Source organism: Allokutzneria sp. A3M-2-11 16, from assembly GCF_024213555.1.
GTDB lineage: Bacteria > Actinomycetota > Actinomycetes > Mycobacteriales > Pseudonocardiaceae > Allokutzneria.
Genome location: NZ_JANAVO010000008.1, coordinates 176,646 through 200,377 on the forward strand (window position 1 = coordinate 176,646; position 23,732 = coordinate 200,377).

General features: G+C 70.6%; 22 protein-coding genes. 12 read left to right on the plus strand and 10 right to left on the minus strand.

From position 1 onward, the window contains the following. Positions 1 to 38: 38 nt before the first annotated feature. Together NLX83_RS30820 and hisG are read left to right on the plus strand one after the other, a co-directional pair. A complete protein-coding gene (locus NLX83_RS30820) occupies positions 39 to 302 on the plus strand; it encodes a phosphoribosyl-ATP diphosphatase (RefSeq protein ID WP_254238732.1) in 264 nt (87 codons plus the stop codon). Between the two features lie 35 nt (positions 303 to 337). After that, positions 338 to 1,186, plus strand: a complete 849-nt coding sequence (gene hisG / locus NLX83_RS30825; protein ID WP_254238733.1) for an ATP phosphoribosyltransferase — start codon at positions 338 to 340, stop codon at positions 1,184 to 1,186. Here hisG and NLX83_RS30830 read toward each other — a convergent pair. Both NLX83_RS30830 and NLX83_RS30835 read right to left on the minus strand, forming a co-directional pair. Then, positions 1,183 to 2,373: a galactose oxidase gene (locus NLX83_RS30830; protein ID WP_254238734.1), complete on the minus strand. Its 1,191-nt coding sequence runs from the start codon at positions 2,371 to 2,373 to the stop codon at positions 1,183 to 1,185. The two genes, hisG and NLX83_RS30830, sit on opposite strands and share 4 nt — an antisense overlap. Positions 2,374 to 2,596: 223 nt before the next feature. Beyond that, entirely contained in the window at positions 2,597 to 3,352 is a 756-nt protein-coding gene (locus NLX83_RS30835; protein ID WP_254238735.1) for a YlbL family protein, read from the minus strand. A gap of 147 nt (positions 3,353 to 3,499) precedes the next feature. Here NLX83_RS30835 and NLX83_RS30840 point away from each other — a divergent pair, with 147 nt between their 5' ends. From NLX83_RS30840 to NLX83_RS30850, 3 genes are all read left to right on the plus strand, one after another. Then, a complete protein-coding gene (locus NLX83_RS30840) occupies positions 3,500 to 4,498 on the plus strand; it encodes a LacI family DNA-binding transcriptional regulator (RefSeq protein ID WP_254238736.1) in 999 nt (332 codons plus the stop codon). Between the two features lie 146 nt (positions 4,499 to 4,644). Then, positions 4,645 to 5,094, plus strand: coding sequence for a hypothetical protein (locus NLX83_RS30845; protein ID WP_254238737.1), 450 nt, complete (start codon positions 4,645 to 4,647; stop codon positions 5,092 to 5,094). Then, on the plus strand, positions 5,091 to 5,279 hold the full coding sequence (locus tag NLX83_RS30850; RefSeq protein ID WP_254238738.1) for a hypothetical protein: 189 nt from the start codon (positions 5,091 to 5,093) through the stop codon (positions 5,277 to 5,279). The genes NLX83_RS30845 and NLX83_RS30850 overlap by 4 nt, the downstream gene beginning before the upstream one ends. A gap of 16 nt (positions 5,280 to 5,295) precedes the next feature. Here NLX83_RS30850 and NLX83_RS30855 read toward each other — a convergent pair whose 3' ends face one another. The 3 genes from NLX83_RS30855 to NLX83_RS30865 all read right to left on the minus strand — a co-directional run bounded on the left by NLX83_RS30855 (position 5,296) and on the right by NLX83_RS30865 (position 7,208). After that, positions 5,296 to 5,592, minus strand: coding sequence for a holin (locus NLX83_RS30855; protein WP_254238739.1), 297 nt, complete (start codon positions 5,590 to 5,592; stop codon positions 5,296 to 5,298). Between the two features lie 41 nt (positions 5,593 to 5,633). Then, positions 5,634 to 6,239 (minus strand): glycoside hydrolase family 25 protein, encoded by a 606-nt coding sequence (locus NLX83_RS30860; protein WP_254238740.1) that lies wholly within the window; start codon positions 6,237 to 6,239, stop codon positions 5,634 to 5,636. Positions 6,240 to 6,365: 126 nt separating this feature from the next. After that, positions 6,366 to 7,208, minus strand: a complete 843-nt coding sequence (locus tag NLX83_RS30865) for a RecB family exonuclease (protein ID WP_254238798.1) — start codon at positions 7,206 to 7,208, stop codon at positions 6,366 to 6,368. A gap of 589 nt (positions 7,209 to 7,797) precedes the next feature. On the opposite strand from NLX83_RS30865, the gene NLX83_RS30870 reads away from it, so the two are divergent. After that, on the plus strand, positions 7,798 to 8,931 hold the full coding sequence (locus NLX83_RS30870) for a site-2 protease family protein (RefSeq protein ID WP_254238741.1): 1,134 nt from the start codon (positions 7,798 to 7,800) through the stop codon (positions 8,929 to 8,931). Positions 8,932 to 9,004: 73 nt separating this feature from the next. Then, positions 9,005 to 9,835 (plus strand): tRNA (adenine-N1)-methyltransferase, encoded by an 831-nt coding sequence (locus NLX83_RS30875; protein WP_254238742.1) that lies wholly within the window; start codon positions 9,005 to 9,007, stop codon positions 9,833 to 9,835. Between the two features lie 60 nt (positions 9,836 to 9,895). On the opposite strand, the gene NLX83_RS30880 is transcribed toward NLX83_RS30875, so the two are convergent. Together NLX83_RS30880 and NLX83_RS30885 are read right to left on the minus strand one after the other, a co-directional pair. Beyond that, the gene (locus tag NLX83_RS30880; RefSeq protein ID WP_254238743.1) at positions 9,896 to 10,804 is read right to left on the minus strand and encodes an Rv0361 family membrane protein; all 909 of its coding nucleotides are present in this window, start codon (positions 10,802 to 10,804) and stop codon (positions 9,896 to 9,898) included. A gap of 115 nt (positions 10,805 to 10,919) precedes the next feature. After that, complete coding sequence (locus NLX83_RS30885) at positions 10,920 to 11,576, minus strand: Rv0361 family membrane protein (protein ID WP_254238744.1); 657 nt, start codon at positions 11,574 to 11,576, stop codon at positions 10,920 to 10,922. Between the two features lie 228 nt (positions 11,577 to 11,804). Here NLX83_RS30885 and arc point away from each other — a divergent pair, with 228 nt between their 5' ends. From arc to NLX83_RS30905, 4 genes are all read left to right on the plus strand, one after another. After that, complete coding sequence (gene arc, locus NLX83_RS30890) at positions 11,805 to 13,607, plus strand: proteasome ATPase (RefSeq protein WP_254238745.1); 1,803 nt, start codon at positions 11,805 to 11,807, stop codon at positions 13,605 to 13,607. A gap of 288 nt (positions 13,608 to 13,895) precedes the next feature. Then, positions 13,896 to 15,122 (plus strand): MFS transporter, encoded by a 1,227-nt coding sequence (locus tag NLX83_RS30895; RefSeq protein WP_254238746.1) that lies wholly within the window; start codon positions 13,896 to 13,898, stop codon positions 15,120 to 15,122. 142 nt (positions 15,123 to 15,264) lie between these two features. Further along, on the plus strand, positions 15,265 to 15,990 hold the full coding sequence (locus NLX83_RS30900; RefSeq protein WP_254238799.1) for an ABC transporter ATP-binding protein: 726 nt from the start codon (positions 15,265 to 15,267) through the stop codon (positions 15,988 to 15,990). A 7-nt stretch (positions 15,991 to 15,997) separates the two neighbouring features. Then, positions 15,998 to 18,505: an FtsX-like permease family protein gene (locus NLX83_RS30905; RefSeq protein ID WP_254238747.1), complete on the plus strand. Its 2,508-nt coding sequence runs from the start codon at positions 15,998 to 16,000 to the stop codon at positions 18,503 to 18,505. 54 nt (positions 18,506 to 18,559) lie between these two features. Here NLX83_RS30905 and NLX83_RS30910 read toward each other — a convergent pair whose 3' ends face one another. After that, positions 18,560 to 19,075 (minus strand): helix-turn-helix domain-containing protein, encoded by a 516-nt coding sequence (locus NLX83_RS30910; protein ID WP_254238748.1) that lies wholly within the window; start codon positions 19,073 to 19,075, stop codon positions 18,560 to 18,562. Positions 19,076 to 19,169: 94 nt separating this feature from the next. Between NLX83_RS30910 and NLX83_RS30915 the strand changes: the two genes are divergently transcribed. Then, positions 19,170 to 21,020: a vWA domain-containing protein gene (locus NLX83_RS30915; RefSeq protein ID WP_254238749.1), complete on the plus strand. Its 1,851-nt coding sequence runs from the start codon at positions 19,170 to 19,172 to the stop codon at positions 21,018 to 21,020. Here NLX83_RS30915 and NLX83_RS30920 read toward each other — a convergent pair. Together NLX83_RS30920 and NLX83_RS30925 are read right to left on the minus strand one after the other, a co-directional pair. Next, positions 20,996 to 22,150 (minus strand): serine/threonine-protein kinase, encoded by a 1,155-nt coding sequence (locus NLX83_RS30920; RefSeq protein WP_254238750.1) that lies wholly within the window; start codon positions 22,148 to 22,150, stop codon positions 20,996 to 20,998. The genes NLX83_RS30915 and NLX83_RS30920 overlap by 25 nt on opposite strands. Positions 22,151 to 22,169: 19 nt before the next feature. Then, positions 22,170 to 23,732, minus strand: a complete 1,563-nt coding sequence (locus tag NLX83_RS30925; RefSeq protein ID WP_254238751.1) for a hypothetical protein — start codon at positions 23,730 to 23,732, stop codon at positions 22,170 to 22,172.

The window sequence follows — 23,732 nt, forward strand, 5'->3', positions numbered from 1 at the left end:
GCATCCGTTCGGTCCAGTGAGATGAAAGGATTCAGGGCGTGAAGACGTTCGACGGGCTGTTCGCAGAGCTGACGGAACGGGCCGCCTCTCGCCCGGAGGGGTCCGGCACAGTGGCCGCGCTGGACGCCGGAGTGCACGCGCAGGGCAAGAAGGTGCTGGAGGAGGCGGGCGAGGTGTGGATCGCCGCCGAGTACCAGTCCGACGAGCAGCTGGCCGAGGAGATCTCGCAGCTGCTCTACCGCCTGCAGGTGCTGATGATCGGCCGCGGCATCAGCCTCGACGACGTCTACCGTTACCTCTAGCACGGCACTACCTCTGAGACCCGGGAGAAGAAACGATGTTGCGCGTCGCTGTGCCCAACAAGGGCACACTGGCCGGTGCCGCCTCCGAGATGCTCACCGAGGCGGGCTACCGGCAGCGGCATGAGCAGCGCGACCTGACCGTGCTCGACCCGGTCAACGAGGTCGAGTTCTTCTTCCTGCGCCCCAAGGACATCGCCATCTACGTCGGCTCCGGCGAGCTGGACCTGGGCATCACCGGCCGGGACCTCGCCCAGGAGTCCGGGGCGCCGGTGGCCGAGACGTTGTCGCTGGGCTTCGGCTTCTCCACCTTCCGCTACGCGGCGCCGAGCGGGCGCGAGTGGAAGGTCGGCGACCTGGAGGGCAAGCGGATCGCCACCGCCTACCCCCGGCTGGTCCGCACCGACCTGGCCCGGCACGGGGTCACCGCGGCCGAGGTGATCCGGCTCGACGGCGCGGTGGAGATCTCCATCCAGCTCGGCGTCGCCGACGCGGTCGCGGACGTGGTCGGTTCCGGTCGCACGCTGCGCCAGCACGGGCTGGCCGCCTTCGGCGACGAGATCTGCCGCTCCGAGGGAGTGCTGATCGAGCGCGCGGATTCCCCGGTCTCACCGGAGAAAGCGCAACTGGCCGGGCGCCTGCAGGGCGTGGTCTTCGCCCAGCAGTACATGATGCTGGACTACAACTGCCCGCAGGACCTGCTCGACGCGGCGGTGGAGATCACCCCGGGCCTGGACTCGCCGACGATGTCCCCGCTGGCCGACCCGCAGTGGGTCGCGGTGCGCGCCATGGTCGCCCGCAAGGAGGCGAACCTGGTGATGGACCGGCTGATCGCGTTGGGCGCCAAGGCGATCCTGGTCTCCGACATCCGCTCCTGCCGCCTCTAGGACAGCTTCCACACCACCGGGGTGCGCACCCCCGGCCTGATCTCGCCGCTGACCACGACGGGGTGCTCCCGCCACAGCACCGCGGGCGTGGTCGCGGGCGGCGGGCCGGGGAAGTGCCCCGTGGTGCGCCAGGAGTCGCGCGCCGGGTCGTAGCGCAGCACCTCCGTGGTGAACCCGGTGTGGTGGTCGTAGATCCAGGTGATCACATCGTTGTGCTCGTGCCAGCGAGGGGAGTTCTTCGGCTCGCGGTCGCGCGACGCGGTCTGCTCCTGGATGAGGTTCCACCGCTCCAGGTCGCGGTCCCCGCCGAGCACCAGCAGCCCGTCCGCCGTGGGGTAGGCCAGCCCCGCAGTCACGCACCACGGCAGATCGGCGATGCGCCGCCACGACTTCCGGCGAGGTGAATAGGCGTAGGCGTCGCGATGGAACCGCCAGCCCTCCGGCGTCTGCGCGCGCCCGCTGAGCAGGTAGAACCGTCCATTGTGGACCGCTCCGACCGCGACTGAACGCGGATCACCCGGCCAGGACGGCAGAGTTCGCCACCCGTCGCCAGGACGAGCGAGGTCGAGCGAGTAGAAGTCCGCTCCCTCCGCCACGTACACGACATCGTCGACGATCCCGGCCACCCCGTAGGACATGGGACGAGGCAACGGCGGTAGTTGTTCCTGTTCGATCATGCGCCGCCGCGCGTCGTAACGCAGGTAGAAGACCTCGGCGGACTTCCGCACCGGCGTGAGCGCGGAGCCTCCTGCGCCGTGGGGGAATCCTTCGCCGCCGATGACCAGGACACCACGCGAGGTGCTCACGCAGGCGGAGTAAGCGAGGCTGTTGGGCAAGGTGAACGTCGTCGGTGACCAAGAACCGTTGGGAGCCATGACGAACACGTCGTTCCAGTAGACCTTGCCGAGCGCGTTCTGCCGGTTCGAGGTCTTCGCGGGCTCGGGGAAGTTGGCGCCGCCCGCGACGATCAGGTGTCCCGCGTGCACTCCGGCGACCGGACCGGCGAGGCCGAGCTGGCGCCAGTACGGCTTCCCGACGGGGATCGCGGGGTGCCAGGCGGTCGGGTTCGGCGGCAGCGGGGCGAGCCGCGACCAGCCCGCGCCGGGACTCGTGCTCGCCCGCGCGGTCGCGGGAACGAGCGGCAGGAGTGAGGCCGCCGCGAACGCGCGCCTGCTGAACCCGACCATGCCGCCTCCAGACATAGGACGTGGGATGTCCAGTGAGCGCACGGTAAGCCTCCACCCCACTGCAGGCAACCCCCGCCACCGTGGTTCGCCGGTCTTCAAGTACCCCCAACCCCCGCCTCAGCGGTCGCCAACCACCACAAACCTCGCAGTGCGCGCGAGGTGCGCTGCTGTTGAAGACCGTGGCGGAGGGGGGTGTGGTGGTCTTGAAGACGGTCCGACCCGGCTAGCACGAAGGGGCGTCGCGGCCCTCGCCGAGTGCAGCGAGCGCGTTCACCGCCTCTGTCAGCGTGCTCACCTTGACCAGGCGCAACCCGTCCGGGACCGTCTGCAGCGCCTCCTTGCAGTTCTCGGCGGGGGAGAGGAACGCGGTCGCGCCGACCTCCTTGGCGGCGATCATCTTCATCCGGATGCCGCCGATCCCGCCCACGACGCCGTCCGGCCTGATCTCGCCGGTGCCCGCGACGGACTTGCCGCGGAGCAGGTCGCCGGGAGTCAGCTTGTCCACGATGGTCAGCGCGAAGACCAGCCCGGCGGACGGGCCGCCGATGTTCTTGAGGTCGATGGTGACCTTCAGCGGCGAAGCGGGCTTGAGGTAGGTGCGCACCGCGTCCTCGGCAACCGACTGGGAGCCGGTGAACGCCTTGGTGTTGTCCTGCTGGACCTGCTGGAAAGTCTTGTCCGGCGGGAAGATCTGCTCCCGCGGGGCGAGCGCGTACCGCGACGACGCCCACATCCGCGCGGCGTCGAAGAGGGTCAGCTCGTCGGTGACCGAGACGGTCGGCAGGTACAGCGAGCCCGTGGTCGGGTAGGTCGGCGCGCCGGTGACGTCCACGACCGGTCTGCCGTCCACCGAGGCGAGGGTGTCCCGGATCTCGCCGGGGCCCAGCGCCACGTAAGGCACCGTCACGGCGGTCGAACCGAGGGCCAGCCCCGCGGCCAGGAACGCACTCAACACCAAGGTCACGACGCGGCGGCTCACAGTCCACACGCTACAAGTACCGCCGGTCAGGTCCGTGCGTAGCTCGCCGTAAACGCTTGCACAACCGCGCCCGCCTAGCGGTCGATTACGTTGCACTCAAAGATGCAAGCGCTTGCAGTCGAGCGTCATGGCGGTTAGCGTGCCGCCATGGCCACCATCGACGATGTCGCCAGGCGAGCCGGGGTTTCCACCGCCACGGTCTCGCGGGCGCTGCGTGGCCTGCCCAACGTCGCCGAGCCGACGCGCGAGCACGTGCGCCGGGTCGCGGCCGAGCTGAACTTCGCCGTCTCGCGGTCCGCGTCCAGCCTCGCCTCCGGCCGCACCGACACCGTGGCGATCGTGGTCCCGCACGTCACCGGGTGGTTCTTCGCCAAGGTGATCAGCGGCGCCGAGGCCGTCCTGCGCGCGGCGGGCTACGACGTGCTGCTCTACTCGATCGGCGACACGGAGTCGCGCGAGCGGTTCTTCGCGCGACTCCCCCTGCGCGGGCGGGCCGACGCGGTGCTCGTGCTCGCGTTGCCGGTCACGGAGGCGGAGGTCGGGCTGCTCGAAGGGCTCGGTGTCCCGATCGGACTGGTCGGGCACGACGTGGCCGGGCTGCACTCGGTGGGCATCGACGACGCAGCCGGGGCGCGCGTCGCGACGCGGCACCTGGTGAACCTCGGCCACAAGCGCATCGCGCTGATCTCCGGGGACGGCGATCCGCTGGGCTTCACCGTCCCGGGGATGCGGCGTGCCGCGTTCCAGGAAGTGTTGCGCGCCAACGGATTGCGCGACGCGGGGGAGGTGGTCGGCGACTTCACGTACGCGGGCGGGGAACGTGCGATGACGGAGCTGCTGGCTCGCGAGGACCCGCCGACCGCCGTGTTCGCCATGTCCGACGAAATGGCGGTCGGCGCGCTGAAAGCCTTGCGCAGGCACCGCATTGACCCCGGCGGTGCCGTATCGGTGATCGGGTTCGACGACCACGAGATGGCCGAGGTGCTGGACCTGACCACGGTCGCCCAGCCCGTCGCGGAACAGGGCAGCACCGCCGCGTCACTGGTGCTGCGCCAGATCGGCGGCCAGCGCGCGACGGAACCGGAGCGGGTCGTGCTGCCGGTCCGGCTCGTCGTCCGGGGGACCACGGCGCCGCCGCGATCCTGACAGAAGGGAGCGCAGATGTCCGTTCGCCTCACCGGTCTCGTCGCGGAGATGGCCGAGGCGCGCTGGATTCGCAAGGTGCTACCGGGAGTGCGCGAGGAGGTCGAGCGCGGGTAGAAGCCCAGGGGAAGTCCTACGAAGGACTGACCGTGCTCGTCAACACGCTGGTGAACTCTGCCAACGGCAGCCTGGTCAGCGCAGACGGGCAGGAGACCACTGTGGACGGCGGAGCGGTCGCAGCCATCAAGCAGCTGAAGGAGATCGCGTCGGCGCCCGCGACCAACCCGGCCTTCGCGAGCAGCGCCGAGGACGGCGGCAGGCGGAGCATGCAGTCCGGCCGGTCGGCGTTCATGGTGAACTGGCCGTTCGTCTACCAGTCGATGCGCTCGGAGAACCCGGGTCTGTTCCCGCACCTGGCCTGGGCGCCGTACCCGAGGATCACCGCCGACACGCCCGCGAAGGTCACAGTCGGCGGCATCGACGCCGTGCTGTGCTTGCGCAACAAGGAGACCAGCGCATCGGAGCGATCGAGGGCGGGGTGCCGCCGACCCTGGAGTCGGTCTACGACGATCCTGGCTTCGCCGGGGCGGTGCCGATGAAGGACGCGATCCTGGACACGCTGCGCACGTCGCGCGTGCGCCCGAAGGTCCCGTCCTACCAGACCGTGTCGTCAAACGTCTCCACGTTCCTGGCGGACCCCGCGAGCCTCGATCCGGCCGCCGCGGCGACCCGGCTCCGAACGTCCATTCAGGACGCTCTGGACTCGAAGGGCGTCATTCCCTGACTCAGGGTCGACCGACTCAGGGCATCGGTCCCGGTGGCACCGTCGGGGTGGCCGGTGGCGTGCTGGTCAGCGTCGCCGAGCCGGCCGGTGCCGCGGTGCGGACCAGGCTGGGGCTGTTGTGCTCACCGATCGTCGCCGACCCGATGGAGGTCAGCACGGACAGCACCGCGGCCATGCCCGCCGCCGACGCGGCCGCGCCCCACGGCGCGTCCAGCAACCCGACGGAGTTGGCCGCGAGCACCGCGACCGCTGCCTGCGCGAAGGTCTTGATCGCGCGCTCGAACGTCCCGAGCCAGAACAGTTTCGTCCACATAGGAGTGTCCTTTCTCCCGTTGTGCCGTTACCGCTTCCGCCCTAGTGCGCGGTGAGCTCGTCCAGCTCGACCATGCACAGGTTGAGGTCGACGTGGCCGTCGATGCCCGGCAGGCGGCCCTTGTCGGTGTACTGGTGCGCGCAGACCTTGTCGGTGAGGTAACCCGGTTTGCCCGGCGTCCGCCCGTAGTGCGCGACCCAGAGCCGGACCCCGTCGTCGAGCCAGTGCTCGGGGTTGAGCTTGTCGCGGAACCAGCTGGTGCTGGCGTAGACCATGATCTGGTGCCTGCCGGTGATCCGGCGGGTCTCGGCGATGAAGACCCGCACCCACTCCGCGAGGTCGCCGCCGTTGTCGCGCTCGATGTCCAGGCACGGCGGCAGGTTCCCCTCGCCGCCGAGACCGCGCGCGTTCAGCTCGGTGGCGAAGTGCTCGGCGTCGGCCTCCGGCGGGTTGGTGTCGGGCCGGGCGAAGTGGTAGCCGCCGATGGTGAAGCCGACCGAGCGGGCCGCGTTCACGTGCGCGTCGAAAACCGGGTCCACATAACCGATTCCCTCGGTGGCCTTGATGTAGGCCCACTCGTATCCGGCGTCGCGCACGCCGTACCAGTTCACGTCCTGATGTCGCGAGACGTCGATACCAGAGCTCATTGCCCCTCCCCCGAGACAGTGGCAACCGGCTTTTGGGGTGCCATTAATGGATACCTTGGCACCACCGTCGCCGAATACCGCCTACCGAGGGGAAACCCCGCACTTTCGCGCGACTGTTAGGTCTTCTTAATCCGCGCGATCGGCCATCGTCTCGGTTCCGGCGTCCGGTTCCGGCCAGCCGGGGTAGGCGGGGGGAGTGCCGCCGAAGGACGGGCAGAGCGCCTGGTGGTCGCAGAAGGCGCAGAGTTTGCCGGGATTGGGCCGGAAATCGCCGGTGCGACCGGCCCGCAGGATCGCCTGCCAGATCGCGTCGAGGGTGCGTTCGAAGCGCAGCAGCTCGCCCTCGTCGGGGGTGTAGGCCAGGTTCTGCCGGTCGGCGAGATACATGAGCAGCAATTGCCTCGGCACCACTCCGCGCAGCCGCCACAGCACCAGCGCGTAGAACTTCATCTGGAACAGCGCCTTGGCTTCGCCGATTTCCCGGGGCGCGGCGCCGGTCTTGTAGTCGACGACGCGGATCTCGCCGGTGGGCGCGACGTCGATCCGGTCGATGTAGCCGCGCAGCAGCACCCCGGACGGGAGTTCGGTCTCGACGAGCTGTTCGCACGCCTCGGGTTCCAGCCTGCGCGGGTCCTCGAGCAGGAAGTAACCGTCCACAAGCGACTTCGCCGAGTCCAGCCAGTGCGCGAGGTCCGGGTCGTCGGCGCCGTCGAACATCTCCGCGAGCAGTTCGGGGCGCTCGGCGAGCAGGTCCGACCAGGACGGTTCGACCAGGTTCTTCGCCGTCTCCGGCACGCGCTCGCCCGCGGGCATGCCGAACAGCCGCTCCAGCACGGAGTGCACGACGGTGCCGCGCACCTGCGCCCTGGTCGCTTTCTCCGGCAACCGGTCGACCGCGCGGAACCGGTAGAGCAGCGGGCACTGCTTGAAGTCGCTGGCCCGGGAGGGCGACAACGCGGGCCGTCGGATCGGCCGCCGGGCCCCGCGCTCGTCAGCCGAACCCGCAGGCTCGTCCGCCCGAGGGCTGTCCGGTGCGCCTGCTGGGGGGTCGTTCGCGATCTCCGCCACGCCCCGCACCCTAGGCCAGTCCCCCGACAAGATCACCGGGCCCGCCCCCGTCCCAGCCCCCACCCGCCCTGGGGGGCGACCCCGCAACCATCCTCCCACCGCTCGGCGGCGCCGAGCACCGATGAGGCCCGCGCTGTGGACAAGCCCCACCGATGTGGACAACTAGCCGCACCTGCCCCCGTGACAGCCGTGCGCGCACCATCCGGACGAGTCTCCCGATGGAGAATCAGGCCCATGAACCCCGCCTCCGCACGGCCCGCCCGGACCTGACCCGGGCCGCGCAGCCCAGATCTCGCCCGTTTCGTACTCATAACGGGAAATGGAGCGCTCCCAAATCCGGCTATGAGTACGAAACGGGATTCGAGGGGCGAGGGGGAGGAGGGGGGTCGGGGCGGATGAGGGTGGACGAGGTTGGGGTGCGGCGGACGGAGGTGGTGGTGGGCGGCGGGCGATACGGCGAGGTAACACGGTCACCCCTACGCTGCTGTGCGTGACGACCGCGGGACGGTGGAGCGGGCACGGCGGAGGAGGGTTGCTCCTCGGCCGGTTGTCCGGTGTCCCGGTGCTGCTCGCGCCGTCGTGGTGGGTCTTCGCCGTGCTGGTCGTGCTGTTCTACACACCGCTGGTCGGCCTGTTGCTGCCGGGCAGTCCGCTGTGGGTCTCCGCTCTGCTCGCCGCGGTCTTCGCGATCCTGCTCGCGGTCTCGGTGCTGCTGCACGAACTCGGGCACTGCGTCGCGGCGCTGCGCCTGGGCCTGCCGGTGCGCCGCGTGCGGTTGCAGATGCTGGGCGGGGTCTCGGAGGTCGTGCGCACCCCGTCCACCCCCGCCCACGAGGGTGTGGTCGCGGCGGCGGGGCCGGTGGTGTCGCTGCTGCTGACCGGGGTGTTCGGCATCGCGCTGCTGCTGGCGGAGCCGGAGACGGTGGCCTGGGTCGTGCTGCTCCAGGCCACCATCGCCAACGGGGCGGTCGCGCTGTTCAACCTGCTGCCGGGTCTGCCGTTGGACGGCGGTCGCATCGTGCGCGCCGCGGTCTGGCAGGTCACCGGGCGGCGCGGCGCCGGGACCAGGGCCGCGGTGATCGGAGCCGGGATCGTCGCCGCCGGGCTGGTGTTGTGGGCGGTCCGCGGCCTCGTCGACGGCGCGCCGGACCAGTGGTTGCGGCTGGGCGTGTGCGTGCTCATGGCCGCGTTCGTGGTGATGGGCGCGAGCGCGGAGTTCGCCGCGGAGCGCCGCACGGCCTGGCCGGAGGGGCTGACCCTGGCCGAGCTGCTGCGACCGGTGCTGCAACTGCCCGCGGAGAGCCCGGTGGCCGACGCGCTGGCAGCGGCGGCGGGCCGGGGCGTGGTGCTGGTCCGGGCGGACGGGATCGCGGTCGGGCTGCTGGACACCGCGGTCGCGGAGCGGCTGGCGGCCACCCAGCCGAACACCCCGGCGGAGCAGGCGGCCGAGCCGATCACCGCCGACACGGTGCTGCTGGACTCCGAGCCGGGCGAGGAGATCGCCGAGCGGGTGCGCGCGGGCGCGGCCTGGCAGTTCCTCGTCGTGGACGCCGACGGCAGGCCGAGCGGGGTGCTGCGCCGGGAGGACCTGCGGGCCGCGCTGGCCTCCGCGCGGGGCCGCTGACCGGGGAGGCCGACCGGGGATGCGACGATCGTGCGCCGAACCACGCACGCACCGCCCCCGGAGGTAGACAGCAGTGAGCAGGACCAGTGGCCCGTTCCAGCCCGGTGATCGGGTCCAGCTCACCGACCCGAAGGGCCGCAAGTACACCGTCGTGCTGGAGGCGGGCAAGGACTACCACACCCACCGCGGCGCGATCGCGCACGACGACCTGATCGGCGAGCCCGAGGGCAGCGTGGTCACCTCGGCCGGCAACACCCTGTTCCTGGCGATGCGGCCGCTGCTGGCCGACTACGTGCTGTCGATGCCGCGCGGCGCGCAGGTGATCTACCCCAAGGACGCCGCGCAGATCGTCATGTGGGGCGACATCTTCCCCGGCGCCCGGGTGCTGGAGGCCGGGGCCGGATCGGGCGCGCTGACGTGCTCACTGCTGCGCGCGGTCGGGGAGAAGGGCCAGGTCACCTCCTACGAGGTGCGCGAGGACCACCACGAGCACGCCGTGCGCAACGTCCAGCGCTTCTTCGGCGAGCACCCGCACAACTGGGACCTGCGCCTTGGCGATGCCGCCGAGTACACCGGGCCGCAGCTGGACCGGGTGGTGCTGGACATGCTCTCGCCGTGGGACATGCTGCCGATGATCAAGCAGAACCTGGTGCCCGGCGGCGTGCTCACCGTCTACGTCGCCACCACGACGCAGCTCTCCCGGATCACCGAGGCGCTGCGCGAGCAGACCTGCTGGACCGAGCCGCAGTCCTGGGAGACGCTGATGCGCCCGTGGCACGCGGTCGGGCTGGCGGTGCGGCCGGAGCACCGGATGGTCGCGCACACCGCGTTCCTGCTCACCGCGCGCCTGCTGGCCGAGGGCGTGACCGCGCCGAAGCCGCAGCGCCGCCCCAGCAAGGGCTGAGAAAACCCGCGAAGGGCGCCTCCCGGCTCGGGAGGCGCCCTTCGCGGTGTCGGGCCCGGATCAGCTGGTGGGCACCGGGAACGACGGGAAGCTGAACGACGGGAACGTCGGCATCGTGAACGACGGGAAGCTGAACGACGGCCGCGAGCCCGTGGTCCTCGGGGCGGAGCTGCTGCTCGGCTCCGAACTACCACCGCCCGAGGCGGACTTGAACAGGCCGCAGACCTTCCAGTCACCGTCCTCGGTGAGCAGGTCGTAGGTGAAGTCCTGCTTCTTGTCCTCGCTGCCCGCCCGCGAGGTCGTCCGCTCGAAGATGACCTTGCCGGTCTCGCCCTCGGCCTTGACCTCCTTGACCGTGAACTTCGCGGTCGAGGCCGTGGTGCTGCGCGGCGAGGTGGTGCGGGTGTTGGTCTCCTTGCGCTTCTTCTCGGCGTCGATCCGCTTCTGCAGCGCCTCCATGTCCGACGCGCAGAGCCCCTCGCGGAACTGGTCGATGGGGTACTCCGTGACGTCCTTGCCGTAGCTCTCGGACATCAGCTGCGCGGCGCGCTGCGCGACCGTGTCCGGGCTGCTGCCGGAGAAGATGAAGTATGCGCCGATGCCACCGCCGATCAGCACCACCACCGCGACGATGATGCCGATGATCAGGCCGGTGCGCTTCTTCGGGCCGCCGGGCGGGGTGCCGTAGCCGTCGTAGCCGGGCGGCGGGCCGTAGGGACCCTGCGGTCCGCCGGGACCGGGCTGGCCCTGCGGCGGGTAGCCGTAGGGCCCGGTCTGCCCCGGCTGACCGGGTTGTCCCTGGTAGCCCGGGTAGCCGCCCGGCTGCTGGGGCTGCTGGCCGTAGGGGTCCTGGGGCTGGTTGAAGCCCCCGGTGTTGGGGGGCTGCTGACCGTAGGGCTGCTGCCCCTGGCCACCCTGGTTGTAGGGGTCGGGCTGGCCACCGTAAGGCTGCTGGGGTGGGTAGGTCATCACCGTTCCTGTTTCACTCGTCGATCACTGTCGGACAACAGCGGCCACCATCAACGGCCACCATCAACGGCCACCATCAACGGCCACCATCAACGGCCACCATCAACGGCCACCATCAACGGCCACCGCCCAGGCCACCCAGGTTCCCGAGCAGGCCGAGCCCCCTGGTCACACCGCAGATCCGCCAGCCCCCGTCCTCCGTGACGAGGTCGTAGGTCTCGGTCACCGGCCGGGAGGAGCCGCTGACCCTCATTTCCACCGTCGCCGTTCCCGTGTCCCCGTTGGCGGTCACCGAGGTCACGGCGGCGCTCTCCGGGGTGAGCGGTCCGCCGCCGAGCCCGAGGCTCTTCGTCAGCTCGCCCAGTCCCTTCGTCACCTGATCCATCGCCTCCAGGGCGGTTCTGTCCTTGCCGCACAGCAGTTTCCGGTCACTGCCGTCCGCCTTGGACAGTGCGGCGGCGTAGGCCTCCGCGACCGCCCTCGGATCGTCCTTTTCGGAGCCATTGAGCACGAACACCGAGGTCACCGCCACTCCAGCGGCCAGGATGGCACCGCCGACGGCGATCCACGGCCAGGTCCGGCGGTCGCCGCCACCGGGTGCCGGTTGTCGCGCTCCGTGATCAACTCCATGCGTTCCGATCGCGGGATTCCCTTGCCGCGGCTGGTGTTGCCACCGCATGCCGACCGATCCCCGCCGCTGCTGACTGCCCAGCTCGGGCGGGGTTCCGGGCACTCGCCCGGAGTGCTCACCCTGCCAAGGCGGTGTCGACATCGGGTCTCCTGAAGGGCTCTGTCTGGAAAACGCCCGATCGGACGCTGTCGAACGGCTACTGGACGCACGGTAGTGGGTACCTGGTTCCCACCGTGACCGAGATGGAGCAGTTCATCCCGCCGAGCGGGCGTTTATCGGCTTCGTTACGCCCAAGTGGCCTGGCGGACATCTCCGTTGTCGGTGATCGCCGGTACCGTGGTCACACGAGTGCGGGAGGAGGGTGCCGACATGCAGCACGACCATCCCGGCAGCCGCCCTGAGCAGGGCGGCGAGCGGAAGAGTGGCGGCAGCGCGGCCGAGTTGAGCGCGCAGATTCGTTTTCTCGAGGACGAAGTGGCGCTGTTGCGCCGCAAACTGACCGAATCGCCCCGGCACGTCCGGCTGCTGGAACAGCGGCTGGCCGAGGCGTCCAACCGGGTGAGCCAGCTCACCGAGCGCAACACCAAGCTCGTGGAGACGCTCAAGGAGGCCCGGGGTCAGCTCCTCGCCCTGCGAGAGGAGGTGGACCGGCTCGCCCAGCCGCCCAGCGGCTACGGCGTGTTCCTGGCCAGGCATCCCGACAACACCGTGGACGTGTTCACCTCGGGGCGGCGCATGCGCGTCGCGGTGTCCCCCGCGGTCGAGACCGAATCGCTCCAGCAGGGGCAGTCGGTCCGGCTCAACGAGGCGCTGACCGTGGTGGAGGGCGGCGACTTCGAGCGCATCGGCGAGGTCTGCACCCTGCGCGAACTGCTCAACACCGAGTCCGACGTGCAGGGCATCACCAGGGCGCTGGTGGTCGGGCACGCCGACGAGGAGCGGGTGGTGCTGCTGGCGCACCCGTTGCTGGACGCGCCGCTCAAACCCGGTGACTCCCTGCTCGTGGACAGCAAGGCGGGCTACGCCTACGAGCGGGTGCCCAAGGCCGAGGTCGAGGACCTGGTGCTGGAGGAGGTGCCCGACGTCCGCTACGAGGACATCGGTGGCCTGTTCCGGCAGATCGAGCAGATCCGCGACGCTGTGGAGCTGCCGTTCCTGCACGCGGACCTGTTCCGCGAGTACGAGCTGCGGCCGCCGAAGGGCGTCCTGCTCTACGGCCCGCCCGGGTGCGGCAAGACGCTGATCGCCAAGGCGGTCGCCAACTCGCTGGCCAAGAAGGTCGCGGCGGCGAGGGGCGACACCAACAGCGACCAGGCCCGGTCGTTCTTCCTCAACATCAAGGGCCCGGAGCTGCTCAACAAGTTCGTCGGCGAGACCGAGCGGCACATCCGGCTGATCTTCCAGCGGGCCAGGGAGAAGGCCTCCGAGGGCACCCCGGTGATCGTGTTCTTCGACGAGATGGACTCGATCTTCCGGACCCGCGGCAGCGGCGTCAGCTCGGACGTGGAGACCACGATCGTGCCGCAGCTGCTCAGCGAGATCGACGGTGTCGAGGGCCTGGAGAACGTCATCGTCATCGGCGCCTCCAACCGCGAGGACATGATCGACCCGGCGATCCTGCGACCCGGCAGGCTCGACGTGAAGATCAAGATCGAGCGGCCGGACGCCGAGGCGGCGACGGACATCTTCTCGAAGTACCTGACCGACAACCTGCCCATCCACGAGGACGACCTCGCCGAGTTCCACGGGGACAAGCGCGCCTGCATCGACGCCATGGTGCAGCGCACGGTGGAGCGGATGTACGAGGAGTCCGAGGACAATCGTTTCCTGGAGGTCACCTACGCCAACGGTGACAAGGAGGTCCTGTTCTTCCGGGACTTCAACTCCGGCGCGATGATCCAGAACATCGTGGACCGGGCGAAGAAGTACGCGATCAAGTCGGTGCTGGACCTGCAGCAGTCGGGTCTGCGCGTGCAGCACCTGCTGGACGCGATCGTGGACGAGTTCGCCGAGAACGAGGACCTGCCCAACACGACCAACCCGGACGACTGGGCCAGGATCTCCGGCAAGAAGGGCGAGCGCATCGTCTACATCCGCACCCTGATCACCGGCAAGAACCAGGAGACCGGCCGGGCGATCGACAACGCGAACAACACCGGCCAGTACCTGTAGCCGGTACCGGTCACCCGCACGCGAATGGCCCCCCGACCCGCCGGTCGGGGGGCCATTCGCCGCTACCCGGAGGGTCGGCCGAGGGCGTCCCACTCCTGGGTTACAGTGGCGTCCCCTGAAATGCTGAGCCTGGGAGTGCCAGCGCCGCTTCGGCGAGAACTCACCGTGTCCGGATTGGACCCTTTCGCGTAGTCAGGCGATTTCACGGCGCGAATTCCCGGTCTCCGTGGTGTTCTTCTCGCGTGTCCCCAAACAGCGGCGCTCACCCAGGGGAAGGGTGATGCGGAGGTGGCCACCACCGGAGTGACCCGCGCGCGGCGTTCCACCGTGGCCACGTTCGCCGTTGTCGGTTTCGTCTTCGGGGTGTGGACGGTGCGGATTCCCGCGCTGGCCGACCGGCTGCTGCTCGGCGAGGGCGCGGTGGGGTTCACCGTCTTCGCGTGGGGCACCGGCGCGCTGCTGTGCATGCAGCTGTCCCGTTCCGTGCTGTCCAGAGTGGGCAGTCGCACCGTGCTGCGGCTGGCGGCGCCCGCGGTCGGGCTGGGCGTGCTCGCGGTGTCGGCGGCCGGTTCCTACCCGGTGCTGCTCGCCGCCGTCGTCGTGTTCGGCATGGCCTTCGGCCTCACCGACATCGCGATGAACGCGCAGGCGTCCACTGTGGAGCTGGCCATGGGCAGGCCGGTGATGAGCGGGATGCACGCGGGGTGGAGCGCGGGCGCGGTGTCCGGCGGGCTCACCGGGGCCGGGGCCGCCGCGCTGGGGCTGGGCTTCACGCCGACGCTGGCCCTCGCCGGTGCGCTGAGCGTGCCGATCGCCCTGGTGCTGGGCCGGGACTACCTGTGCGACCCGACCTCCTCGGAGGGCGTCGAGCCCGCGACCGGCGGCGGTGTCCGGCTGCCCGCGGCGGTCTACCTCGTCGGGGCCCTGTGCTTCGTCGCCTTCCTGATCGAGGGCTCGGTCGCCGACTGGAGCGGCCTGTACCTGCGCGATGTGCTCGGGTCCGGGGATTCCCTTGCCGCGCTTGGCTATCCGGCCTTCGAGGTGGCGATGCTGGCCGGGCGGTTGGTCGGCGACCGGGCCAGCGCCCGCTTCGGCGCGCGGAACCTGCTGGTGTGGTCCGGAATCGCCACCGCGGGGGCTTTCGTCCTGGTCGTGCTCGCCGAGGCGCCCGCGCTGGCGCTGCTGGGTTTCGCGGTGGTCGGGGCGGCGGTGTGCGTGGCGGTGCCGCTGACCTTCTCCCTCGCCGGGACCGTGGTGCCGCAACGGATCTCCGGGGTGGCCATCGCCCAGGTCGGCGCGCTCGGCTACACCGGGCTGCTGCTGGGCCCGGTCCTGATCGGGGTGGTGGCCGAGGCCAGCGACCTCAGGGTGGGGTTGACGGGGGTCGCGGTGCTGGCGCTGGCGATGTCCGCGGGTGCGTTGCTGTTGCGCGGCAGGGCTGTGAAACGGGTCTCGTTGCGGGTCGTCAGGGGACCTCGGCGGCGAATTCCGGGTCTGTCTCGGGGAAGCACCTGAGGACGGGCTCAGCTACGGTGCGGAGACTGTGCACCGGACGGGCCCCGACACTTCGGTCTGGTCCGAAGTGGACGGTCGAATGTGGCAGCAACACAAGGAGAAACCAGTGACTTCAGCTCCGCCGGTCGGAGGCCGGACCGAACTGCGCGTGGCGGCGCGCACCGCCGGTCTCGTCAAGGTCTATGGCAGCGGTGAGGCGGCGGTGCGCGCGCTGGACGGGGTCGACCTCGACATCCACGCGGGCAAGTTCACCGCGATCATGGGCCCGTCGGGCTCCGGCAAGTCGACGATGATGCACTGCCTGGCCGGACTGGACGAGGCCAGCGGCGGCGGGGTGTTCCTCGGCCAGACCGACCTGACCCGGCTCTCCGACCGGGACCTGACCACGCTGCGCCGGGACCGGATCGGCTTCGTCTTCCAGTCGTTCAACCTGCTGCCGCAGCTGACCGCGCTGCAGAACATCCTGCTGCCGCTGGAACTGGCGGGCAGGCAGCCGGACCGGCAGTGGCTGGACATGCTCGTCGGCGTGCTCGGCCTCGGTGACCGGCTCGGGCACCGGCCCTCGGAGCTCTCCGGTGGCCAGCAGCAGCGCGTGGCGGTGGCCCGCGCCCTGGTCACCCGGCCCGAGGTGGTCTTCGCCGACGAGCCGACCGGCAACCTGGACTCGCGCAGCGGGCACGAGCTGCTGACCCTGCTGCGGCGCTCGGTGCACGAGTTCGGCCAGACCGTGGTGATGGTGACCCACGACCCGGTCGCGGCGACCTTCGCCGACCGCGTGGTGCTGCTGGCCGACGGCAAGCTCGCGGGGGAGATCTTCCGCCCGACCCAGGACAGCGTGCTGGACGCGCTGCGCCGCCTGGGAGTGTGAGGCGGCGGTGGCTTCCCCACTCACCTCGGCCGTTCTCGCCGAGGCGCGGCAGCGCCCGACCCGGTTGCTGCTGACCGGTCTCGCGGTCGTGGTCGCGACCCTGTTCACGGCGGGCACGTTCATGTTCGCCGACACCCTGCGCAAGGGCCTGGAACTCCAGGCGAGCGTGACGCCGCAGGCCACGGCCGTGGTGGTGACGGCATCGAGCACGCCCATCGACGACGAGCTGCTGGAGAGCCTCCGCGCCGTCCCCGGAGTCGCCGAGGCCACGCCCGTCACGGATCGTTCGATCACCATCGCCAGGGCGGGCGGCACCGCCGAGCCCGGCTACTGGGACATCCGGTCCGACATCGGCAAGGGCCAGCTGGCGCGCTACTCCGTGGTCACCGGAACGGCGCCGTCCGCCCCCGACCAGGTCGCGCTCACCCAGAACAGCGCGAAGGCCAGCGGCCTGACGGTCGGCGCGAAGCTGTCGATCGCCGTGTACGGCAGGAAGGCCGCGCAGGACGTCACCGTGACCGCCATCGTCAAGGGCAAGCGGGACGACGGCGCCACGGTCGTCGGGACCCCGGCCGCGGTCAAGGCGATCATGGGCGCGCAGCTGACCTGGAACCAGGTCGACCTCGCGGCGGCGAGCGGTGTCTCGGAGAGCGCGCTGCTGAGCTCCGTGCGGTCCGTCGCGGGCAGCGACGTGAAGGTGCAGACCGGCACCGAGCAGCGCGCCAAGGAGGTCAAGGCCGCGCTCAGCGTGGTCGACGTGATCTTCGCGATCCTGTCGGTGTTCACCGGGGTCGCCCTCGTCGCGGCGGCGCTCGTGGTGGCGTCGACCTTCCGGATCGTGGTGGCGCAGCGCCGCCGCCGCACCGCGCTGATGCGCTGCGTCGGCGCCACCAGGGGGCAGGTGCTGCGGTCGCTGATGTTCGAGGCCGCGCTGTCCGGGATCGCCGCGGGCGTGGTCGGAGTGCTGGCCGCGGTCGGACTCGGCTACGCGGGCCTGGCCATCGCCGGGAACTTCACCGAGGACCCGTTGCCGCCGTTGCAGGTCTCCGTTCCGGAGCTGCTGCTGTGCGTGCTGCTCGCGACCGTCGTGACCATGATCGCCGCGTTGTCCCCGGCCATCGGCGGGACCCGGGTTCCGCCGATCGCCGCGCTCGGCGCAGCCAAGGTCACCGACGCCGGTCAGGCGCGGTTCACCACGCGCCTGTTCTTCGCCGCGCTGTTCACCCTCGCCGCGGTCGGCCTGCTGATGCTGCCGCTGGGCGGCAAGGACGAGCTGCTCTCGCTCGCGGTGGTCGCGGTCTCCGGGCTGATGGCGTTCTTCGCGCTGATCGCGGCCGGTCCGGTGATCATGCCGTTGCTGGCCCGGCTGCTCGGCGGCCTGGTCCGGCTGGTCGGCGGCACTCCCGGGCGCCTCGCCGTGGGCAACGCGCTGCGGGTGCCCAAGCGCACGGCGAACACCACCACCGTGCTCACCCTCGGGGTGGTGCTGGTGAGCGCCGTGTTGGTCGGGATGAGCTCGATCCAGGCCAGCAGCGCCGACCGGCTGGCCTCGCAGTACCCGGCCGCCGTCCAGGTCAGCGCGACCGGCAGCCAGGGAATCGACCCCGGCCTGGCGGAGAAGGTCCGCACGCTGCCGGAGACCGGTTCCTTCGCGCTGGTCTCCCGGGGTTCGGTGAAGCTCGGCAACGCCAACGTCTCCGTCACGGGCATGGACGTGGCCTCCTACCCGCCGGTCGCCCAGACCAACGCGGACGAGGGCGCGCTGAAGGACCTGGCGCCGGGGACCGTCGCGGTCTCCCGCGTCTTCGCGGAGAAGTTCGGGATCAAGTTCGGCCAGACGCTCCCGGTCACCCCGGACAGCTCGGGCGGCGGGCAGCCGGTGCAGGCCAAGGTGATCGCGATCTACCGGGGCAACGCCGCACTGGGCGCGGCCGTGCTGCACCCCGACGACCTCGCCAAGGTCTCGCCGAGGAGCAAGGCGGGCGCCATGCTCGTGGACCCGGCGGGCGGCTCGGACAAGGACAAGCTCCAGTCGGCGGTGAAGTCCGCGCTCGCGGGCACCACGAGCCTGTCGGTGACCGCGCCCGGGGACGAGAAGGCCGAGATGGAGGACATGTTCAACAAGATGACGCTGATCGCGCTCGGCCTGGTCGGGATGACCGTGCTCGTCGCGGTGGTCGGCGTCGCGGTGACCCTGTCGCTGTCGGTGGTGGAGCGGACCCAGGAGAACGGCCTGCTCCGCGCGCTCGGCCTGACCAGGCGCGGCATGCGGGCGACGCTGGCGTGGGAGGCGGTGGTCTTCGGCGCCTGCGCGGCGGTGCTCGGGTTGCTGCTCGGCGTGCTCTACGGCTCGCTCGGCATCCGGTCGCTGGGCGAGTTCGACATCGTCAGCATCCCGTACGGCCAGCTGGCCCTGGTCGGCGGCGGCCTGCTGCTGCTGACCCTGGTCGCGGCGGTCGGACCGGCCCGGCGTTCGGCCAGGACCAGTCCGCTGCAGGCGCTGGCAGCGGACTGACCGATGCGAAGACGCCCACCGTCCACTGTGGATGGTGGGCGTCTTTTCTTCGTGCTACAGCGTGTTCGCGTAGTGCTCGCGGGCGTGGTCGGTGCGGCCGTTGCCGTAGACCCTGAGGAACTCGGCCAGGCCCGGCGCCTCCGACTCCAGTCGCGCGGCGGCGGCCTCGATCTCCGCGGCGGAGGCCAGCGCCCGCAGCAGCGCCTGGATCGCGGGCACCGGGTCGAGGGGCTGGGTACCCGTGCTCAGCCGCAAGGTCGCGGAGGTCGGGGGAGCGTCGGCGCGGATCTCGGCGATCCGCTCCCGCAGCTCGCCCTGGGGCAGCCGGTCGAAACCGGGATCGGTGACCAGTGCCTGCACCGCCAGCAGCCGGGAGAGCACGGCCGGGTTGCTGATCTTCGCGCGCTGGCCGGACATCAGCTGCGAGAGCATCGGCGCGGACAGCCCGAGCACCTCGGCGAAGGCCGACTGGGACAGCCCGAGCGGCGGCAGCAGCCTGCGCACCTTCGCGCCCAGCTGCTCGCCGTACCACTCCTCCTGCAACCGCTGGTTGCGTGCGACGACGTCCATCTTGCCCCCGGGTTATTCTCAAGTGGAACCGATGCGTTTGCAGGTGCGTCTGAGGTGTTCACAAGCGTAACAGTCGATCGTGAAGTAGGGACCCATGCCGAGAAGGACCGCGCTGCTGGTGGGAGTGCTGGCGCTAGCAACCGTCTCCGCTCCCGCGTACGCCGCTGAGCAGCCCGAACAACCCCGGGAGTACACGCCGACGATGCTCGTCCTGGACGCCTCCGGGTCGATGACCAAGGCGGACGCGGGCGTCACGCGGATGGACGCGGCCAAGAACGCGGTCCGCTCGGTGGTCGCCGCGGCCCCGGCCGAAGCCCGGATGGGGCTGACCGTCTACGGCACCTCGACCGGCTCCTCGGACGCGGAGAAAGCCGCGGGCTGCAAGGACGTCAGCGTGCTGCGCAAGGCGGAGGTGATCGACAAGGCCGCCTTGACGGCTGCCGTCAACGGCATCGCCCCGCGCGGCTACACGCCGATCGGCGCGGCGTTGCGCACCGCGGCGGACGCGCTGCCGAAGTCCGGGCCGCGCTCGATCGTGCTGGTCTCCGACGGCATCGACACGTGCGCTCCGCCGGACCCGTGCGAGGTCGCCAAGGAACTGCGGCAGCAGGGCGTGGAACTGATCGCGCACACCATCGGATTCGGCGTCGACGCCGCCGCGCGCAAGCAGCTCATGTGCATCGCGCAGAGCACGGGCGGCACCTACACCGACGCGCCCGACTCGAAGTCCTTGGAGCGCGTGCTGCCCCGCGTCACCGCGAGCGCGCTGCGCAACTACGAGCACGCCGGGCAGCCGGTGGCGGGAACGGCCGACGCACCGAGCGCTCCGGCGCTGAACCCCGGGCAGTACCTGGACACGATCGGCCGCGACGAGAAGCGGTTCTACGCGGTCGACGTTCCTGGGGGCGCCACGGCGTACTTCAGCGCGACCATGTCCTACCCGCGTGGCACTGTGCCCGACCGGCAGGACATCAACGGGGTGCGGCTGCGCGTTTTCGACGCCAACGGCAGCGACTGCCACAAGTTCGAGAGCGAGCAGGCGACCATGTCGAAGGACGGCGAGACCGTCTCGGCGGCGATCACCTGGGAAGGCGCCAAGAAGACCGGCAGGAACTGCGCGGGCGCGGGCCGCTACGCCTTCCAGGTCGAGTGGGGCCCGGCGTCCACCGACCAGCCCGAGCGGCTGCCGCTGGAACTGCTCGTCGGCGTGGAGCCCCCGCTCGCTGGCAACCCCGGCCCGGCCGTCGCCGCGGACAAGGTCGCGCTGCGCGCCGAAGGCGGTCCTGGTCTGCCTGTCGCCGGAGGCGGTTCGTTCGCCGTCGCGGGCACCCTCAACGGCAGCGGTCACTACACGGACACCTTGCAGCAGGGGGAGTTCATCTTCTACCGGGTCCGGCTGAACTGGGGTCAGGGGCTGGCTTACCAGATCCGCTACGACTCGACGCCGGGCCGCGACACGTCGAACATCGTGAACGTCGAGACGACGCTCTACACGCCGTTCCGCCGCCCGATCGTGAGCGACCGCACGGCCTACACGGGCAGCGGCACCGTCCTTCCCGGCAACGGGCGCGCGCTCGCGACGAAGCCGGTCCGCTACGCCAACCGCACCGCCGACGACAACAAGGACCGGATGGCGAACATCGCCGGTTGGTACTACATCTCGGTCAAGCTCGGCCGCCCCGTCGCATCGGACCAGCAGCCGCCCAAGGCCGTGCCGGTGCACCTGGACCTGACCGTTGCCGGAGAACAGGAACCGGGGCCCGAGTACCGCGTTGCCGCGGCTCCGGAGCGGAATACTCCGGTCACCGTGGAGAACACGGCTTCCCAGGGCTCCGCGGCCGTTGTGTGGATCGTCGTGGCGGTCGCCGCGGTTCTGGTGGTGCTCCTCGTGATCTGGTTCGTGGTGCGGAGCAGACGCCGTCAGCCCACGGGTTTCCAACGGTAGTCGCCGTTGGGTTGCAGGACGCAGCGAACCAGGACGCCTGTCGAGGAGGTCTCCTGGTTCGCTACGTCCTGCCAGTCGCACAGACCGTCCACTGTGATGTCCGCCCGCGGTGTCCCCGTGTTCGGCGTGGTGGGAGTTTCCTCGCGCAATAGCAGGATTCCCGCCGTCGCGGCCGCGGCGAGGAGCACGCCGATCCCGCCGAGGAGCAAGGCCCGCCGAGGCTTCTGTGAACGTGTGTCCACTTTGGTCATTGGTAGTGCTGATGCCGTCGTGGGGTCGTTCCAGCCCGTAGGCAGCGCGCCGAGGACGTCGTAGACCTCGATCGGCTCTTCGGTGATCGGGCTCAGCGCGGGCAGCTCCAACGGCGTCCCGGCGAGCACGTGCGCCAGGTGCGCGTGCAGCTCGCCCGCGTCGGACCGGCGCGTCGGATCGGTGTCCAGCAACCGGCTCATCACCGTCCACACTGGACCCGGCACTCCCGGCGGCGATGTGGTTCCCGCGCGCCGTTCCGGTCGCTCTTCGCCCGCGAACAGTTGCCACGCAAGCACTCCGAGCGCGAACAGGTCCTGGCTCGGTTGCGGTGGGTGGCCCGCCAGGATCTCCGGAGCGAGGTAGCCGGGAGTGCCCACGACGAACCCCACCTCGGTCAGACGCGGACCGTCAGCCGGATAAGCGATGCCGAAGTCCGCCAGGCGCGCGTGCGGCGCTCCGGCACCCGTCGCCTCCATCAGCACGTTGGACGGCTTAACGTCTCGGTGCAGCAGTCCCGCTTTGTGGACGTGATCGAGCGCGTCAAGCAGTTGGAGCACGATCTCCGCCGCGTAGCGCCAGGGGAGCACGCCGTGGTCGCGAATGAGCGCCAGCAGCGTTCCGCCGCGCACAAGCTCACTGGCGACCAGGACGCCGTTGTCCTCCGCTGCCCACGTATAAGGGCTCAGCACATGCGGATGCGTGAGGCGCACGCCCTGTTCGCGGACGACACGGACCAGCACATCCGCGCTCTGCCCGTTGGCCAGCTTCGCGGCGCAGTACTTCCGCTCCCGCTGGTCGTAGGCGCGCCAGACCGTCGCCGCGCCTCCGGCGCCGATCCGGTCGACAAGCGCGAACCGCCCCGCGACAAGCTCGTTCACGAGCACAGACGTTACGTGGTCACGGTGCTTCGACCACTCGGGCGTGGATGGGCTTGCCGTGGATGAAACCTGGGGTCTCGCTGGTCTTGTGCAGAACCCGCTCGGTGGCGATCCGCTGGAGGTCGGCCTGCCGCGCCGGGGGCATCTGGCTCAGGTTCGGCACCTCGATGTGGATCACCAGCGCGGTCGGGTCGGTCAGCCTCATCGTCAGCTTCGTACCGTCGTCCATCGTCACGCTGGCGCGCGCCTCGTTGCCCTGCACCGGGTTCTCGAACTTCTTGCAGGCGCTGTCCACCGCGCTGGCGACCCGCGTCTCCGGCGGTGTCTTCGCCGTGAGCCCGCGTACCGCCTCGGTGCCCGGCGCGGCCTGCGGGTCCAGGCGCTTCGCCGCCACCCACTCGCCGCCGGAGACGTTCTGCTGGACCCGGATCTGGCCGTCGGGGCTGACGTCCTGGGTGGTGGTGATCTTGCGGTCGCCGCGCACCCAGTCGACGCCGGGTTGTTTGAGCACGGTCGGGGTGGCGCCCGGGTCGTAGCGCTTGATGGAGGCGTCCTCCATCACCTCGTTGTAGCTCATTCCCGGCGGGATCCGGACGGCGTTCTCCGACACGATCTTGACGCCGCCGTCGCGGGGTGCGATCCCCTCGGGCTTCGGGCCGGGTGACTCGGCGGTGCGGATGCGGACCTCGGGCGCCGCGGGCGGCTTCTCGTTCACCGTCCGGGGGATCCCGGGTGGGTCGAGCGGCGTCGGCTTGGCCGACTCGCGCACCGTCTGCGCGTGCGAGACCGCGGCACCGGCGGCCTCGGTGATCGTCTTCGAGAGCTCCGTGATGTGTTCGCGCATCTCCAGCGGAGCACCCGCGGCCCGTGCGCCCAGGTCGGTGATCGGGGCGTTGTGGTTGGCGTTGATCTCGCGGTTCATCTGGTGCGCCCCGTACTCGCTCTTGGGCATGGTCTTGCCGTCGGAGGCCATCACCAGCGGATCGCCGCCGTCGTCGTGGAGCTGGCGACCGGTCTCCTTCAGGTATTTCTGGACCGACGCCACATCGGACTGGGACAGCCCGCTGCCGCGCAGGTCCCTGTCGTTGGTCAGCTTGTTCAGATCCTCTTGGGAGACATAGCGTCCCGGGTCCTTGCCCAGCGCTTGGTGCAGCAGGCGGTCGACCTCGGGAGTCGGCTGGATGAACCGCTCGCGGGGCGAGGTGTCGATCTTGGCGAAGTCACGCAGCAGCGCGGCGTTGTCCCGGTCGCCGCCCGCGATCTTGTCGGCCAGGTCGGGGTTGGCGCGCAGCTCGGCGCGCAGTCCCTCGATCTTCTGGTCGCTCATCCCCGACTTCTGCATCTGGTCCTGGAGCCGGAACACGGGCGCTTCCACGTACTTCGAACGGTCCTGGGGGATCGGCGGCAGGCCCCTGCCGTTGTCGGTGGGTTTCTCGGCGGGCTTGGCGGCTTCCGGGCGCATCCGCTTGTCGGCGCCCTCGGCCAGAGCCCGGTTGGCCGCCTCCGTGTCGACGGGCGGCCGTGGTGGCTGCTCGACGCGCCGTTGTTCCGGTTGGGGCGGCTGGGGGAAGTCGGTGGGCAC